This window comes from Neorhizobium sp. AL 9.2.2, from assembly GCF_013317225.1.
In the GTDB taxonomy this organism is placed as follows: domain Bacteria; phylum Pseudomonadota; class Alphaproteobacteria; order Rhizobiales; family Rhizobiaceae; genus Neorhizobium; species Neorhizobium soli.
This window is the reverse complement of record NZ_JAALXU010000007.1, coordinates 1-15,608: the sequence shown is the minus strand read 5'-3', so window position 1 is coordinate 15,608 and position 15,608 is coordinate 1. Positions and strand designations below refer to the sequence as shown.

Annotated in this window: 15 protein-coding genes; 10 read left to right on the top strand and 5 right to left on the bottom strand. The window is 60.4% G+C overall.

What is annotated here, in order from left to right; translation table 11 throughout:
- The first annotated feature begins 166 nt into the window (after positions 1-166).
- The 6 genes from G6K99_RS15035 to G6K99_RS23315 all read left to right on the top strand — a co-directional run bounded on the left by G6K99_RS15035 (position 167) and on the right by G6K99_RS23315 (position 6,477).
- Complete coding sequence (locus tag G6K99_RS15035) at positions 167-1,252, top strand: enoyl-CoA hydratase/isomerase family protein (protein ID WP_180215543.1); 1,086 nt, start codon at positions 167-169, stop codon at positions 1,250-1,252.
- Positions 1,253-1,807: 555 nt separating this feature from the next.
- Positions 1,808-2,791, top strand: a complete 984-nt coding sequence (cysP, locus tag G6K99_RS15030; RefSeq protein WP_092659564.1) for a thiosulfate ABC transporter substrate-binding protein CysP — start codon at positions 1,808-1,810, stop codon at positions 2,789-2,791.
- A 260-nt stretch (positions 2,792-3,051) separates the two neighbouring features.
- Positions 3,052-3,876: a sulfate ABC transporter permease subunit CysT gene (gene cysT / locus G6K99_RS15025; protein WP_174197031.1), complete on the top strand. Its 825-nt coding sequence runs from the start codon at positions 3,052-3,054 to the stop codon at positions 3,874-3,876.
- A gap of 4 nt (positions 3,877-3,880) precedes the next feature.
- Positions 3,881-4,759: a sulfate ABC transporter permease subunit CysW gene (cysW, locus tag G6K99_RS15020; protein ID WP_174197030.1), complete on the top strand. Its 879-nt coding sequence runs from the start codon at positions 3,881-3,883 to the stop codon at positions 4,757-4,759.
- Entirely contained in the window at positions 4,756-5,775 is a 1,020-nt protein-coding gene (locus G6K99_RS15015; protein ID WP_174197029.1) for a sulfate/molybdate ABC transporter ATP-binding protein, read from the top strand. The genes cysW and G6K99_RS15015 overlap by 4 nt, the downstream gene beginning before the upstream one ends.
- A 225-nt stretch (positions 5,776-6,000) precedes the next feature.
- Positions 6,001-6,477, top strand: a complete 477-nt coding sequence (locus tag G6K99_RS23315; RefSeq protein ID WP_244631491.1) for a hypothetical protein — start codon at positions 6,001-6,003, stop codon at positions 6,475-6,477.
- Positions 6,478-6,489: 12 nt separating this feature from the next.
- Here the strand turns inward: G6K99_RS23315 and G6K99_RS15005 are convergent, their stop codons facing one another.
- Complete coding sequence (locus G6K99_RS15005; RefSeq protein ID WP_174197028.1) at positions 6,490-7,071, bottom strand: DUF1349 domain-containing protein; 582 nt, start codon at positions 7,069-7,071, stop codon at positions 6,490-6,492.
- A 439-nt stretch (positions 7,072-7,510) separates the two neighbouring features.
- Between G6K99_RS15005 and G6K99_RS15000 the strand changes: the two genes are divergently transcribed.
- A complete protein-coding gene (locus G6K99_RS15000) occupies positions 7,511-9,505 on the top strand; it encodes a DEAD/DEAH box helicase (protein WP_174197027.1) in 1,995 nt (664 codons plus the stop codon).
- Between the two features lie 69 nt (positions 9,506-9,574).
- Here G6K99_RS15000 and G6K99_RS14995 read toward each other — a convergent pair whose 3' ends face one another.
- The gene (locus G6K99_RS14995; protein WP_174197026.1) at positions 9,575-10,309 is read right to left on the bottom strand and encodes an SDR family oxidoreductase; all 735 of its coding nucleotides are present in this window, start codon (positions 10,307-10,309) and stop codon (positions 9,575-9,577) included.
- A 186-nt stretch (positions 10,310-10,495) separates the two neighbouring features.
- Between G6K99_RS14995 and G6K99_RS14990 the strand changes: the two genes are divergently transcribed.
- Complete coding sequence (locus G6K99_RS14990; protein WP_244631490.1) at positions 10,496-11,395, top strand: AraC family transcriptional regulator; 900 nt, start codon at positions 10,496-10,498, stop codon at positions 11,393-11,395.
- Between the two features lie 71 nt (positions 11,396-11,466).
- On the opposite strand, the gene G6K99_RS14985 is transcribed toward G6K99_RS14990, so the two are convergent.
- The gene (locus G6K99_RS14985) at positions 11,467-11,913 is read right to left on the bottom strand and encodes a MarR family winged helix-turn-helix transcriptional regulator (protein WP_174197024.1); all 447 of its coding nucleotides are present in this window, start codon (positions 11,911-11,913) and stop codon (positions 11,467-11,469) included.
- Between the two features lie 72 nt (positions 11,914-11,985).
- Here G6K99_RS14985 and G6K99_RS14980 point away from each other — a divergent pair, with 72 nt between their 5' ends.
- Positions 11,986-12,357, top strand: a complete 372-nt coding sequence (locus G6K99_RS14980; protein ID WP_174197023.1) for a VOC family protein — start codon at positions 11,986-11,988, stop codon at positions 12,355-12,357.
- A gap of 344 nt (positions 12,358-12,701) precedes the next feature.
- A complete protein-coding gene (locus G6K99_RS14975; RefSeq protein ID WP_174197022.1) occupies positions 12,702-13,166 on the top strand; it encodes a hypothetical protein in 465 nt (154 codons plus the stop codon).
- Between the two features lie 105 nt (positions 13,167-13,271).
- Here the strand turns inward: G6K99_RS14975 and G6K99_RS14970 are convergent, their stop codons facing one another.
- Both G6K99_RS14970 and G6K99_RS14965 read right to left on the bottom strand, forming a co-directional pair.
- Entirely contained in the window at positions 13,272-14,708 is a 1,437-nt protein-coding gene (locus tag G6K99_RS14970; protein ID WP_174197021.1) for an NAD-dependent succinate-semialdehyde dehydrogenase, read from the bottom strand.
- A gap of 196 nt (positions 14,709-14,904) precedes the next feature.
- On the bottom strand, positions 14,905-15,495 hold the full coding sequence (locus G6K99_RS14965; protein ID WP_092659615.1) for a cupin domain-containing protein: 591 nt from the start codon (positions 15,493-15,495) through the stop codon (positions 14,905-14,907).
- Positions 15,496-15,608: the final 113 nt, after the last annotated feature.

Here is a 15,608-nt window from a genome sequence, read left to right as displayed (position 1 = left end):
GTGGGACAGCGCCATAATCTCCCTCATCCCTGTGCTTGTCACAGGGATCCAGCTGCCCCAAGTCCTTGGGGCTGCAAACCCTCTTTCGCCACGCAGACGCGTGTCGGCTGGATTCCTGTGACAAGCACAGGAATGAGGGTCGGTGGGGTAGAGGATGGAGGACACAATGGCCAATCCAGTGCAACCTGGAACTGAAGCCGAGGTGCTGTTCAGTCGCCGCGGGTCTGCCGCGGTGATCTCGCTCAACCGGCCGAGGGCGCTGAACAGTCTCAACCTTTCCATGGTGCGGGCGCTGGACGACATACTCGACCGCTGTGCTGCCGATACCGATATTTCCTGCGTGATCATCAAGGGCGAGGGAGAGCGTGGTCTGTGTGCGGGGGGTGATATCCGGGCCATTCATCAGGCAGGGCGGGCGTCCGACCCCGAGGTGACGCGGTTCTGGCGGGAGGAGATGCCGTTTAATTATCGCATCTCGCGCTATGAGAAGCCCTATGTGGCGCTGATGGACGGGATTGTGATGGGCGGCGGTGTCGGCATTTCGGCGCATGGCAGCCACCGCATCGTTACCGAGCGCACGAAACTCGCCATGCCTGAAACCGGGATCGGCTATGTGCCGGATGTGGGCGCGACGTGGCTTTTGCCCCGGGCGCCCGGCGAGGCGGGAACCTGGATGGGCCTGACCGGTGACGTCGTTGACGGTGCCGATGCGATCCATGCCGGGTTGGCGGATTCGTTCGTGCCATCAGAGAAGTTGAATGATCTCGTCGCCGCACTTGGACGGCTTCCCGGAGACTCAGAGGCGGAGGCAGTCCGGGCCGTGATCGATGCTTTTGCCGTGTCTGGCGAAGGTGGCAGGCTTGCGCAGAACCGTGACGTAATCGACCGAACCTTTGCGCATGATACGGTCGAGGAGATCCTCGCGGCGCTCAGCCGCGAGACGGGAGAATTCGCCGCCCGAACCCTCGAGACTCTGTCGAAACGCTCGCCGACCAGCCTCAAGCTGACGCTGAAACTGCTGCGTCTCGGCCGTGACAGTTCAAGCCTCGTCGAATGCCTGGAGCGGGAATTTACCGCCGCTTGCGAACTGCTGAAACACCATGATTTCTACGAGGGCGTGCGGGCCGCCGTGATCGACAAGGACCGCAACCCGCGCTGGCAACCGGCAAGCCCTGCTGAGGTGACGGAAGCCGATCTTGCTCCTTATCTTGCGGCCGATCACCCGGTTCTGTTTCCGGATCATCGGATGTAGCAGCAAAACCGTCCACACCGGCGAAACCGGCATGGTTGAAACGGGAATGGGGCAGGCAGCGGTATCGTGGGTATGAGGAAGATGATGATCTGCCTGCCCCGATCGAGTTTGGTGCGGTCTTTTGGAAGATGTCAGTTCCCGCTAGCCCGCATGTCGTTCGACCGTCACCGGAAACCGAGCTTCGTCCTCAGAAGCGCTGAACCGTCGGGGACCGGTTCGCGAAAACGGTTTCCCATCCGATGACGACGCCATTATCGCGTGGCTTTCAGGCGTGAGGATGAAAAAGGCTACGACGAATTTTTCTTCGCTTGTCTTTCAGGGGCTTAACAAAAACATGCTGCCCGTTTCGTCCTCACGGCCCAAAACAGCCGTATCCTCTTTGCCCCCGGATCGGGGCGATCCACTGCGCTTTGGCGCGTTCCGGCAAAACCATCGCCGAATGCTGCGATAAATGGATGAAATTTCTCCGTGTATCACCTGCAGGAGAGGGCGGTTCCTCGCGGTCTACCGATACTCCCGGTAGTGTCGCCTCAACTTCCCATTCCGGAGACACTGATGAACCGCCTTCTTATCCTCGGCACGGCACTTGCCGCCCTCTTCGTGCAGCCGGCGTTTGCGCAGGAGCAGAAACTGCTCAACGCTTCCTATGACGTCGCCCGCGAGCTGTTCGTGGCCGAGAACGAGGCCTTCGTGAAGGCGCATCCGGGCGTCACGATCGATCAGTCGCATGCGGGTACGTCCAAGCAGGCACGCTCGATCGTCGAGGGGCTCGAGGCTGACGTCGTCACCTTCAACCAGTCGACCGACGTCGATTTCCTGGCAAAGCAGGGTTTTGTTGCCGCGGACTGGAACAAGGCGTTCCCGAACAACGCCTCGCCCTTCTATTCCTTCCCGGCCTTCCTCGTGCGCGCCGGCAATCCGAAAAATATCAAGGATTGGGGCGATCTCGCCCGTGACGACGTCCATGCGATCTTCCCGAACCCGAAAACATCCGGCAACGCCCGCTACACCTATCTCGCGGCAACGGCCTGGGCGAAGGAAGAGTTCAAGGACGACCAGGAGAAGATCGAAGCCTATATCACGAAGATCTTCGACAACGTGCCGGTGTTTGATACCGGTGGCCGCGCCGCCACGACGACCTTCGTCGAACGCGGCCAAGGCGACGTGCTGATCACCTTCGAGGCCGAAACCCGCGGCATCGAAAAGCAGTTCGGCAAGGACAAGGTCGAAAACGTCATTCCGTCGGTCTCGCTGCTTGCGGAATTCCCGGTCGCAGTCGTCGACAAGGTCGCAAAGAAGCATGGCACGGAAGCGCTGGCAAAGACCTATCTGGAATTCCTCTACACGGAGGAAGGCCAGAAGATCGCCGCCGAATTCGGCCACCGCGTCCATAACGAAAAGGTCGCGGCCGAGTTCAAGAGCCAGTTCCCCGAAATCCGCCTCGTCAAGGTCGACGACGTGTTCGGCGGCTGGTCCAAGATCCAATCCGAACACTTCGCCTCCGGCGGCACGCTCGACAAGCTCTACGGCAGCCGTTGAGTGGCTGTTGTTGCTTGGCTGAGGTGAGTTGTCTCGCAATGACTGCCACCTTCGCTCCCTCATTCCTGTGCTTGTCACAGGAATCCAGCCAGCCTAAGTCCTTAGGCTGAAAAAACCCTTCAACCCGGCACGCGTCGGGTCCTGTGGCCGCCACAAGAATGGGGGACGCTAAAGAACTGCGAAACCAGACCGGTGGATATTCGTCCGCCGGTTCTTGCTGTTGAAGACTTTGTTGCAGTTGAAAACGAGGAACTGATCATTTGAGACGACGCAATGTCCTGCCTGGCTTGCCGCTATCGCTGGGCGTGACCCTGTTTTATGTCGGCCTGATCGTCGTGCTGCCGCTGGCGGCGCTTGTCATCAAGGCCGCGAGCCTGGGGCCTGAAGACTATTGGCGGATCGTCTCCTCGTCGCGGGCGCTTGCCAGTTACCGGGTGACCGTGCTGTCGGCGCTTGGTGCCACCGTGTTCAACCTGTTTTTCGGGCTGTCACTTGCCTGGGTCATTACCCGCTACCGGTTTCCCGGCCGCCGCATCATCGATGCGATGGTCGATCTGCCGTTTGCGCTGCCAACGGCGGTTGCCGGCATTGCGCTAACGGCGCTGTTTGCCAACAATGGCTGGTTCGGTTCGGTGCTGGAAGGCTACGGCATCAAGGTCGCCTACACGCCGCTCGGCATCATGATCGCCATGTGTTTCACTTCGCTGCCGTTTATCGTGCGCACGGTGCAGCCGGTGCTGGAAGATCTCGATCCGGCGTTGGAAGAAGCGGCGCAATCGCTCGGCGGGTCCGACTGGACGATCTTTACCAAGGTCATCCTGCCGCTCTTGGCGCCGGCGTTGCTGGCGGGCCTCTCGCTGTCGTTTGCCCGTTGCCTTGGCGAGTTCGGGGCGATCATCTTCATCGCCGGCAACCAGCCGATGTCGACGGAGATTACAGCGCTGCTGATCTTCATTCGGCTTGAGGAATACGATTACCAGGCGGCGGCGGCGATCGCCTCCGTGCTGCTGCTCGCCGCTTTCACGATGCTGGCCGTCACCAACTGGCTGCAGTCGCGGGCGCTGCGTTACACGGTGAAGGGATAAGACCATGAGTGCTGTTTCATCCCATCGCAAGCCGCCGCGGGTCGGCGACAACACCGTTTTTCGCCGCACCTTGATCGGCATCGTGCTGGTTCTCGTCGGCTTCGTCATCGTCGCGCCGCTGATCATCATCGGTGTCGAGGCTTTTTCGAAGGGCTGGGCGGTCTATCGCGATACGATCCTCCATCCGGATACCCGCCACGCGATCATGCTCACCGTGGTGGCGGCGCTGATCGCCGTGCCCGTCAACACCGCCTTCGGCATCGCCGCCGCCTGGGCGATCACCAAGTTCGATTTCTGGGGCCGTCGGTTTCTGCTGGTGGTGATCGAGATCCCGTTTTCGGTCTCGCCCATCGTTGCCGGCGTCGCCTATCTGTTCGTCTATGGCCTTCAGGGCCTGTTCGGGCCGGTGCTCGATGCCTACGGGATCAAGATTCTGTTTGCAGTTCCCGGCATCATCATCGCCTCGATGTTCGTGACCGCACCGTTTGTTGCGCGCGAACTGATCCCGCTGATGCAGGCGCAGGGACGTGACCTTGAGGAGGCCTCGACCTCGCTTGGCGCATCCGGCTTCCGCACTTTCTTTTCGGTGACGCTGCCAAACGTCAAATGGGCGCTGCTCTACGGCGTCATCCTTTGCAACGCGCGCGTGATGGGCGAATTCGGCGCCGTCTCGGTCGTCTCCGGCAATATCCGCGGCCAGACCAATACGCTGCCTTTGCATATCGAGCTGCTCTATCACGACTATCAGGCGGCGGGCGCCTTCGCGTCGGCCTCCATCCTGGCGTTGATCGCCGTCCTTACCATCATCGCCAAGGTCGCGCTCGAGCGCCAGGGTGCGGGCCGCGTCCGCAAAACCGCCAATCCGGCAGAGAAAACAGCATGAAGATCCGTCTCGAAAACGTCGTCAAAACCTTCGACACCTTCCGTGCCGTGAAGGGCGTGTCGCTCGATATCGAAAGCGGCGAGCTGGTGGCGCTGCTCGGCCCCTCCGGCTCCGGCAAGACGACCATCCTGCGCATGGTGGCCGGGCTCGAATATGCCGATGGCGGCGCCGTCTATTTTGGTGACCAGGATGCGACCGACATTCCGGTGCGCGACCGCGGCGTCGGCTTCGTGTTCCAGCATTACGCGCTGTTTCCGCATATGACGGTGGCGCAAAACATCGCCTTCGGCATGAAGGTTTCCAAGGTGAAGCGCGACAAGGCGGCGATCGATGCCCGGGTCGCCGACCTGTTGCGGCTGGTGAGGCTCGACGGTCTCGGCGATCGGTTCCCGGCGCAGATTTCCGGCGGCCAGCGGCAGCGCGTGGCGCTCGCACGGGCGCTGTCGGTCGATCCGAAGGTGCTGCTGCTCGACGAACCGTTCGGCGCGCTCGATGCCAATGTCCGGCACGACCTGCGCCGCTGGCTGCGCGAGATCCATTCGGAACTCGGCATCACCACGATCTTCGTCACCCACGACCAGGAAGAGGCGCTCGATCTCGCCGACCGGGTGGTGATCCTGAAAGACGGGCAGATCGTGCAGCAGGGCACGCCGCAGCAAGTCTGCCGCGATCCACAATCGGCCTTCGTGATGAAGTTCCTGGGCGACGCCAATGTGCTCTCAGCCCAGGTGCGCGAAGGCCGCGCCCATGCCGGCGGCCTTTCGGTCGACGCATCAGGGATTGCCGACGGCAAGGCCGAACTCTACGCCCGCCCCGCTGATCTCGACTGGTCGGCGCAGGCACCCGGCATTGCCGCAACGATCTCCCGCGTCCTCGACCGCCCCGACAGCCGCCGCGTGCTGGCGGTAACGGAAACCGGCGAACAGCTGGAATTCGACGTGGAGCCGGAACGCCATGTTTCAGCCGGCGAGAGCGGGTTTGTGACGCTGCGGCGGGCGAAGGTGTTTGCGGTTTAGGGGGTAACGTTTCCCATCCACACCCCTCATTCCTGTGCTCGTCACAGGAATCCAGTCACGCGAAGTCCTTCGCGTGAAAAGGCCCTCCCGCGCCGCAGACGCGACGCTACTAGATTCCTGTGACGAGCACAGGTATGAGGGAGGTCAGACGTCTGCCATCGCAAGACGCGGTCATTGCGGATGATCACGAGGCATCATCATCTGCCGGACGCATGACCGTCGTCAGTGAACGTGAAGCGTCAGTTTTCAAACGTTGAGACTGGCGACTTCTCAAATCCGCCATTTGCGGTCATCGCAGCGCTCCTGTCGCAAATCGGTGGTAGCGTCGGCAAACTGCGTCTTTCTACGATTGCCGAGGACAGAATGAGTGCGACCTTCAAGGCGCTGAGTGACCGGATTGGTAAAGTCGGCGACCTCTATGCCAGAGCACATGCCATTGAACGGAGCGCCGACTGGTATCTTCTGAAGCTGACCGAGGTACTTGGCGAACTGACCGCTGAGCATCTCCTGATGGCCGGTCGGGCGAAGCCAAATGCTGATGGTTCAGGCGGTACGCGCGAAGCCCTGGAAAACGAAGCGGCCGACCTGTTCGGGCAGTTCGTTTTGTATCTTCGCGCGAACGAAATCGACATCGAGGCTGCCATCGAGCGCAAATGGCTCAGGCATCTCGATAACTATGCTGCTCTCGGCGCGGAAATTTAAGCACTCTGGCGGCTATGACAGGTCGTGGAGGTCTTTGCCCAACGCCTGCCCAAATTGCCACTCACTGAATCTTACCTCCAAGCCTGCTCTTTCGGGAGTACAGCACATCGGGCCAACGAAATAATGATCCGCTTTTGGGAATGGGCAAAGGCGGACGAGTGGCCAAGTCTTTCCATCGGCTGATGCTTGTATTCTGAGAACGCCGCTCTGGACGGTCACCCTTATCCAAAAATCCGATGGGTCGCCGTCGTATCGTCCCGTGGCCCAGTCTGAGGCGTCATTCGTCAGCACACTGCCGAGCAAGCCATAGCCGTCCGAGAACTCGATCCCGGTCTTGACCCAACGTCTTTCGTCAAGCCTGACCATGAGGCCAGCCTGGTCGTAAAGATGCTCAAAATGGGCCTGGACCCGAACCTGGGCGGTGAAGTCGCCGTCGGTCTGGAATGCGTAGAAGTGGCCGTTGTCGCGGACAAAGCCATAGTGTGTCTCTCGCCAGAAGTCCGTGCTGGCGTCGGTCGTGACAGATAGTCCGAGATCCGAAGCTTCTGAATTTGCGGGCTGATTGAGCCACCGTCCATTCTTAAGGCTCTGCAATAGTAACTCCTATGACAACCGGCGGACTTGCTTTGCCGCATATTTCGTCGAGAGATTATTGCTAGAGCGCATGGACTGCCAACGAAAAAGGACTGACAGAAAAATTCTGCGTCGCGCCAACAGCTGCGAGGAGAATGTGGAATGATAGCGCACGACGATCACTCTTCCTTCGGCCAGCAGCAGAGCTCCTGCGCGGCGCAGGAGTGGTCCGGGTAGGATAAAACAGATAGGGCATGCTTCTCTCATTCGGGCCGAACTCAGCTCCGCGTCCTGACATCGGTCGGGGTGAGGGACAGATTTACTCGCGGCCAACCGTAACCCCGCGGCCACCCATCCTTTGACTTTTCGCGCCGAAGCCTATAGGGACGGCGCAAACGTTCGGCTGCGATCGTTGCAGCCATGGGGCCTTTGAGCCCGACATATCCGAAAGACAGATTTGATGACCGATATCAACGGCGCCGCCCCGGCGATCGCGAAGGCTTTGCAAAAGCGCGGCTATGAGACGCTAACCCCCGTCCAGCTGGCCATGCTCGATCCCGCGCTTGAAACCGCCGATGCGCTCGTTTCCGCCCAGACCGGCTCCGGCAAGACGGTTGCCTTCGGCATGGCCATGGCGCGCACGCTGCTCGACGATGGTGAGAAATTCGGCCGCGCTGCCGCACCTCTCGCACTCGTCATCGCACCGACCCGCGAGCTTGCCATGCAGGTGAAGCGCGAACTCGACTGGCTCTATGCCGAAGCGGATGCCGTGATCACCTCCTGCGTCGGCGGCATGGATATCCGCGCCGAGCGTCGTTCGCTGGAACGCGGCGCGCATATCGTTGTCGGCACGCCTGGCCGTATCTGCGACCATATCCGCCGCAACGCGCTCGACATGACGGAAATCCGCGTGGCCGTGCTCGACGAAGCCGACGAGATGCTCGATCTCGGTTTCCGCGAAGATCTCGAATACATTCTCGAGGCAGCCCCTGCCGAACGCCGCACGCTGATGTTCTCGGCAACCGTTCCCTCGGCCATTGCCAAGCTTGCCAAGAGCTACCAGCGCAATGCCGTGCGCATTGCAACCGCATCCGAACAGAAGCAGCATGTGGATATCGAATATCGCGCGCTGGTCGTCACGCCGTCGGACCGCGAGCATGCGATCGTCAATGCGCTTCGCTTTTACGAGGCGCCGAACGCAATCGTGTTCTGCTCGACGCGTGCTGCCGTCAACCATCTGCATGCCCGTCTTGCCAATCGCAATTTCTCCGTTGTGGCCCTTTCGGGCGAGCTGACGCAGACCGAGCGCACCCATGCGCTGCAGGCCATGCGTGATGGCCGCGCCCGCGTCTGCATCGCAACCGACGTCGCTGCCCGCGGTATCGACCTGCCGGGCCTCGAACTCGTCATCCATGCGGATCTGCCGACCAATTCGGAAACGCTGCTGCACCGTTCGGGCCGCACCGGTCGTGCCGGCCGCAAGGGCGTCAGCGCCCTGATCGTTCCGGTCAGCCAGCGCCGCAAGGCCGAGCGTCTTCTCGCCGGCGCGCAGGTCGAGCCCACCTGGGCCCGCCCGCCATCGGCCGAAGAGGTGACCGCGCGCGACGAGGAACGTCTGTTTGCCGATCCGATCTTTGAAGAGATCGCCAAGGACGAGGAAGAACAGGGCCTGATCGACAAGCTGGTGGCGCGTTTTGACGCGACGAAGCTGGCGTCCGCCTTCGTCAGCCTCTATCGCGGCAAGAATTCGGCGCCGGAAGACATTACCGAAGTGTCGCTGGAGACCCGCAAGCCCCGCGAAGGCGGCAATGATTCCGCACCGCGGCCGCTGACGCCGCGTGGCGATTTTGGCGCAGCCGTATGGTTCTCGCTGTCGGTCGGTCGCAAGCAGCGCGCCGAACCGCGCTGGCTGATCCCCACCATCTGCCGCGCCGGTGATCTCACCAAGCACGAGATCGGCGCGATCAAGATGCAGGCCGAAGAGACCTTCGTGGAAATTGCCGCAGCACACGCCGACAAGTTCATGGCGAAGCTCGGCAAGGACGGAATGATGGAACGCGGCGTACGCGTGACGCGTCTCGATGGCGTTCCGGATTTCAGCAAGTTCTCGCGCGGCGATGACGAAGGCTTCGTCAAGCGCGAAGGCCCGCGTCTCGACAAGCCCTACAAGGACAACAAGCCGTTCAGCAAGGATGGCCCGCGCAGCGATAAGCCGTTCAACAAGGACAAGCCCTACGGCGACAAGCCTTTCAACAAAGACAAGCCGGCCGGTGCCAAGCCTTACGGCGATGCACCGCGCAAGGACTGGAAAGCCAAGCCCGCAGGCGCCAATGTCGATCGCCGCGTTGACGACGAAGTCTGGGGCGAAAAGCCGAAGTCCAATTTCGCCAAGAAGCCCGGCGACAAGCCGTTCAAGAAGCCGGCTCCTAAGGGCGGGTTCGACAAGCGGAAGTAGTTGATAGCGGGGGGCGAGGTTTCGTCCCCCGTTTGTTTATTGGGAGATCTGGCGGGCAGGTTACATCCCCTAGCCCTCGAAGCTGCCGCCATAGTCCTTCGGGACGAGGTCGGCCTGAGCATTGCCACTCCGCACAAGTTCAAGGATCATGTCTGCCACACGTTCGGGCGGGTGTGCGAAGGATGCGGTTTGGATCTCCTGTGTCTTTGCCGATTCCAGCCCAGACCTGACAGCGCCATAAAACTCGGTCGCGGTGATGAACGGATGCATGATCGAGACGGCAATACCGGCTTCGGCAAGCTCCAGGCGCGCGACACTTGAAAGCATGTTCAGCGCTGACTTGGAACTGGTATAGGCCGCCGAGCCCGGATAGGTGGCAAGGGTTGCGCCCGAGCTGACATTGACGATGCTGCCAGCACCTTGCCTGCGCATGTGGGGAATGACCGCCTGCATCATGACCAGCGGCGCGACGCAGTTGAGATTGAGCACATCTCTGAAATCCTCAATGCCGATCTCTTCGATCGTGGCATGCAGGCCCTGTCCGGCGTTGTTGACCAGGATATCGATGCGACCGTATTTCTGAGCGGCGGCCTGGACGGCGTGTTCAACCTGCTCAGGGCGCGTGACATCACACACCACCGCCAGCGCCTCATTGCCGATCTCCCGTGCCAGCGCTTCGATGCGATCTTTCCTGCGGGCCAGCAAAACGACCCGCGCGCCGGATCTCGCCGCAGCGCGCGCGGTCGCTTCGCCTATACCCGAGGAAGCGCCGGTGACGATTACAACCGCGTCTTTGATTTCCATCTGCATTTTCCTTCATAAAATGGTGTCCCGCGCAGCATCGCAACAAGGCAGCGCTGGTGAGTATCCGTAGACCGAAGGCGATCTCGGCGCGTGTCCGATCCGGTCTGAAATTTGCACATTCCTGCTTATGCATTGCTCTGGAAGAAAAGCCGTGCCACATCTCTGCACATGAGCGGTGCCATCAGGATGTTGAAGGAATTTGTGGATGAACGCGCTGCAGGCGTGCTCACGACCACGGGCATTCCCCGCGTCGACATCCTCAAGGTAACCGAACCGACCGAGCTGTTCCCCGAAATCTATCAGCCGCTGGTTAGCCTGATCCTGCAGGGAGAAAAGCGCCTGCTGATCGGGAGCCAGGTGATGAATTACACGGCCGGTCAAACGTTCATCGCGTCGGTGGCGCTGCCTGTCATCGGCGAGATCGTTCATGCGAGTGCGAAGGGCCCCTATCTCGCGGTCAGGCTCACCTTCGATCGCGCGATGATCGCAGACTTGCTGCTGGACGATCCCGGCCCGGCTGTGTCGTCTGACACGCCCAGCTTTTGCGTCAGTCACGCAAGCGACAGACTTATCGACGCCTGGCTGAGGATGCTGCGCCTGATGGAGGAGCCGGATGAGATTGCGGTGATGGCACCCTTGCTGGAACGGGAAATTCTGTTCCGACTGCTGCGCGGCCCGCAAGGTGCCGTGCTGCGGCAAGTCGCCAGCATCGACGATCGGTTCGCGCAGATCAGGAACGCGCTGGTCCGGCTGCGCAAGGACTATGCCACCACCTTCCACGTGGACGAGCTTGCCTCCGCTTCAAACATGAGCCCATCCGCCTTTCAGCGGCGCTTCAAGACGAGCACCGGCCTGTCGCCGATCCAGTATCAAAAGCAGATCAGGCTCTACGAGGCGCGCGGCATGCTGTTTGCACGGCCGGGCGATGTGGCAGCCGTCGCACTCGCCGTCGGCTATGAAAGCCTGTCCCAGTTCACCCGGGAATACGCAAGAATGTTCGGATCGCCACCCGCCCGCGACATTAGGAATCTGCGGATGATCTCGACGGTGGGGCCGCCGGGGTATGGTGGGTTGATGAGGGAGTAGGTGGGTGGCTCTCTGGCTGCGGTAGTGAGCGGCAGGGAGCTATGGTCGGGCGTTAGGTTCGACCAATCAGTTTAACGCATTGCCTCTGCTATACGGAGCAGGGCCGCGTATATGATCTCCGGGTTGTCAGGTGCTACGGCATTTCGGGCGATGGTTTCGGCGTCACCGGCGATTTTATGGGCCGCACACAATGCGGTTCGGCCCTTCGGTGTCAGTTCGGTTGTGAGAACCCGGCCGCGTACCGGATGAGCCATGCGCTTGATCAGGCCGTCCCGTTCGAGTGTGGCTATGATGGACTGCATCGTCTGCGGTGTCACGAAGGCGCGCCGGGCCAAGTCCGCACTTGATAAGCCCGCGCTGAACTCCAATCCCGCCAGTACCGAATATTGTGGGGTCGTCAGTCCGATATCTCTCAGCTTGTTGTCGAGATGGCCCCGCAGCGCTTGCTGCGCTCGCTTCAGCGCGTATCCGAGCGAACGGTATGTGTCATCGACCGGTGGATCCATGAGAGTGGACATATCAGGGCCCTTATACTACTAGATATCAGTACCCTGATAATAGCGGGTCTCATTGAAAAGGATAGGCAGCCTATGGCTCGATTAATTGGACCGGATTTCATCGGTATCCAGACGAAGGATCTGGACGCCGCACTCACCTTCTATCGGGATGTCGTCGGGCTTACGCCCTCGGCAAAAGCACCTCCCAGCGCGGTTGTTTTCGAAGCGCACCCTATTCCATTCGCCGTTCGCACGCCGATCGAGGGCTTTGACGACACGGTAAAGCTCGGAACTGGCGTCGCAATCTGGTTTGGTTGTGACGACGCTGACGAATTGCACGCGCATCTTTCCGAGAGGGATGTGCAGATAGTATTCCCGCCCAAAGACGGGCCGTTCGGGCGCTACTTCGCATTCGTTGATCCATTTGGATATACGATAACGGCGCATAACGTCTCAACGCTGTGATGAGAGCATTTGGCCTTCAGGGTGACGGCAGCCTGAGGCGGATCAAATGCTTTAGCGTCATAAGACTAGAGCGAAGTGCGTTCGATGAAAGCACTTCGCTCTAAAACAGCGACCTAAAATCCCGACACCTGCCATTTTGTGTTTTCCGCCAGAAGGAAGCGCAAGCAATATGAACACGTTGAGCTAAGTTAAAAGCAACTCTTCTGATTTTCATATTATTATTATGAAATATTCGAAAATATTATTGATTTAGGTCTCTCTCCAAGGCCGAGGCGTCAAAATGCTTGGCGCAAGCTTTGCATTCGATAGTGCAGTACCATTTATATACTTAAGGTATTGCTACAATGAAAATCGACACATCAACAAGTCGCCTCTACGCGAGCCAGAGCTCTCAGCTATCTAACGCTTCCGACGACGCCTCGGCCTCGTTTTCGGCCGCGCTGAGCACTGCCACGGCAGGTGCGTCCTCGTCGGATGAGCAGGACGCCGAACAGACTGACTTTACCAGCATGACCCGCCAGGAAATGCATGAGTGGAGCAATGAGCAGATCCGCAGCGGGAATATGTCGCTTGATGAAGGCCTGCCCTTTATGGCGATGACGATGAAAATTCCGGTGGGTGGGGGTACTGCCGGCGAGTTGCAGGCTTCCGATGATGGCGAACGCGTTGATTTCACGGAAAAGGTTCGCGCCGGTATCGAGGGGGCTATGTCGCGCCATGACGAGGTTACGCGCGGTATGCTCGAGAAGGCCATGGAGACTATGCAGCAGTATCAGGACGAAACTTCCGGCACCAACTCGAGCGCTTGAAGCTCGTCATCGCACTATGCCTGCCTGAACCGACACCATCGCCACTGCACAAAAAAACGGCCGGAGCTTTCACTCCGGCCGTTCCGCATTTCACCAATCAGCTGATCAGTTCATCTGGCTGACATACTTCGTTTCCAGATAGGCCGCGACGGCTTCGGAGCCGCCTTCGGTGCCGTAGCCGGAATCCTTGACGCCGCCGAAGGGGACTTCGGGCAGCGCGAGGCCGTTGTGGTTGATGGTCAGCATGCCGGCTTCGACTTCGCGGCCGAGTGCGTGGGCGGTCTTGACCGAGCCGGTGAAGGCGTAGGATGCGAGGCCGAAGGGCAGGCGGTTCGCTTCGGTGATGGCCTCTTCATAAGTCGAGAAGCGGTTGACGATGGCGATCGGGCCGAAGGGCTCGTCGTTCATGATCTTGGCAGAGGTCGGCACGTTGGCAAGAACCGTCGGTTCGAAGAAGTTGCCCTTGTTGCCGATGCGCTTGCCGCCGGTCTTCAGTTCGGCGCCGGACGAGACGGCGTCCTGGATCAGCGCTTCCATGGCCGGGATGCGGCGTTCGTTGGCAAGCGGGCCCATCGTGGTGCCGGCGTCCATGCCGTTGCCGACCTTGAGGGCTTCTGCAGCCTTTACGAAGCCTTCGAGGAACTTGTCGGCGACGCCGTCCTGGATCAGGAAGCGGGTCGGTGCGACGCAGACCTGGCCGGCGTTGCGGAACTTGGACATGGCAGTCACTTCGATCGCCTTGTCGAGGTCGGCGTCATTGAAGATCAGGACCGGTGCGTGGCCGCCGAGTTCCATCGTGGCGCGCTTCATGTGCTTGCCGGCGAGGCTCGCGAGATGCTTGCCGATCGGCGTCGAGCCGGTGAACGAGATCTTGCGGATGACCGGATGCGGAATGAGATATTCCGAAACTTCCGACGGGATGCCGTAAACGAGGCCGATGACGCCTGCAGGTACGCCGGCATCTGCAAAGGCGCGGATCAGTTCGGCAGGCGATGCCGGAGTTTCCTCAGGCGCCTTGACGATGATCGAGCAGCCGGTGGCAACCGCTGCAGACAGCTTGCGGACGATCTGGTTGATCGGGAAGTTCCACGGCGTAAACGCCGCGACCGGGCCGACCGGCAGCTTGATCGTCATCTGGTTGACGCCGGAGAAACGGGCCGGAATGATCTGGCCGTAGGTGCGGCGGGCTTCTTCGGCAAACCAGTCGATCGTATCGGCGGCGCCCATGATTTCCATTTTCGACTGGGCAAGCGGCTTGCCCTGTTCGCGGGTCATCATGAAGGCAATGCTATCGGCGCGCTCGCGCAGCAGATCGGCTGCCTTGCGCATCATCTTGGAACGGTCGAAGGGCGCGGTGTCGCGCCAGATCTTGAAACCCTTGTCGGCCGCTTCAAGCGCCAGATCGAGATCCGCCTTACGGGCATGGGCAATCTTGCCGATCACTTCGTCGGTCGCGGGATCGGTGACTTCGATCGTCTCGCCGGCGATCGCATCGCGCCATTCGCCGTTGATGAAGAGCTTTACGTCGGGATAGGTGTGCATAGGGTCCACTTTCGTTCGTGAAATTCGCGCAAGGGCAAGCGGTAAGGAGGTGCATCCGGCCGCCGGCAGAGGTGTCAAATGTTCCGGTGCCTGAGTTAAGACAAAGACGGGAGACAATCAACGGCGGGTATCGAATAAGTCATACTTATATCGATTAAACCGGGCAGCGTTATCAGCTGCCGTGCCCCCGCGTGCTCTATAGATAGGGAGGCGTGACGGCGCTGACCACCTCGCAGCGCACAGGTCCGACATTTCGATAGCGATGCGGCAGGCGGCTGTCGAACAGATAGGCATCGCCGCGCTTCAGGATACGGGTCTGGGTGCCGACGGTGACTTCCAGTTCGCCGGCGACAACGACGCCGCCTTCCTCCGCCTCGTGGGAAAGCATGGTTTCGCCGGTATCGGCGCCGGGCTCGTAGAATTCGTGAAACACCTGCACGCTGTGGGATTTGGCATCACCCACCTGCAACAGCGTCAGCGCGCCTGTCGACAAGGGCGTCAGTTCGTCGGCCCGGTAAAAGATCTGGTCGACGGGCGGCAGCGTCAGGGCGAAGAAATCGGTCATCGGATAGTTGATCGCTTCCAGGATCTTCTTCAGCGATGCGACCGAGGGGCTGACCTTGTTCTTTTCAATCAGCGACACCAGCGAATGGGTAACACCGGCCTTCACCGCCAGGGCCCGCTGCGACAGCCCGTGCGCCTGGCGCACCAGCCGGAGCCGATCGCCGACATCGAACGCCGCTTCGGGTTCGCTGTGATCGGTTTCCGGTTTTTCCGTTCCGTGCATTCTTCGTGCGCGCCTTCATGCATCGCCAGCGCCTCAAGCGGCGGCAGGGACTTGTGATACACCGAAGGGTGGGGGATGGCCAATGACGAAAAGCGGCGTGGGTGGTGAGGGGG

Excerpts from the sequence above, each read along its gene's own strand:
- G6K99_RS15035 (WP_180215543.1), top strand. The coding sequence starts at position 167 with ATGGCCAATCCAGTGCAACCTGGAACTGAAGCCGAGGTGCTGTTCAGT.
- G6K99_RS15015 (WP_174197029.1), top strand. The coding sequence starts at position 4,756 with ATGAAGATCCGTCTCGAAAACGTCGTCAAAACCTTCGACACCTTCCGT.
- G6K99_RS14990 (WP_244631490.1), top strand. The coding sequence starts at position 10,496 with ATGTTGAAGGAATTTGTGGATGAACGCGCTGCAGGCGTGCTCACGACC.
- G6K99_RS14985 (WP_174197024.1), bottom strand. The coding sequence starts at position 11,913 with ATGTCCACTCTCATGGATCCACCGGTCGATGACACATACCGTTCGCTC.
- G6K99_RS14970 (WP_174197021.1), bottom strand. The coding sequence starts at position 14,708 with ATGCACACCTATCCCGACGTAAAGCTCTTCATCAACGGCGAATGGCGC.
- cysP (WP_092659564.1), top strand. The coding sequence starts at position 1,808 with ATGAACCGCCTTCTTATCCTCGGCACGGCACTTGCCGCCCTCTTCGTG.
- G6K99_RS14975 (WP_174197022.1), top strand. The coding sequence starts at position 12,702 with ATGAAAATCGACACATCAACAAGTCGCCTCTACGCGAGCCAGAGCTCT.
- G6K99_RS14980 (WP_174197023.1), top strand. The coding sequence starts at position 11,986 with ATGGCTCGATTAATTGGACCGGATTTCATCGGTATCCAGACGAAGGAT.
- cysW (WP_174197030.1), top strand. The coding sequence starts at position 3,881 with ATGAGTGCTGTTTCATCCCATCGCAAGCCGCCGCGGGTCGGCGACAAC.
- G6K99_RS14965 (WP_092659615.1), bottom strand. The coding sequence starts at position 15,495 with ATGCACGGAACGGAAAAACCGGAAACCGATCACAGCGAACCCGAAGCG.
- G6K99_RS15000 (WP_174197027.1), top strand. The coding sequence starts at position 7,511 with ATGACCGATATCAACGGCGCCGCCCCGGCGATCGCGAAGGCTTTGCAA.
- G6K99_RS14995 (WP_174197026.1), bottom strand. The coding sequence starts at position 10,309 with ATGGAAATCAAAGACGCGGTTGTAATCGTCACCGGCGCTTCCTCGGGT.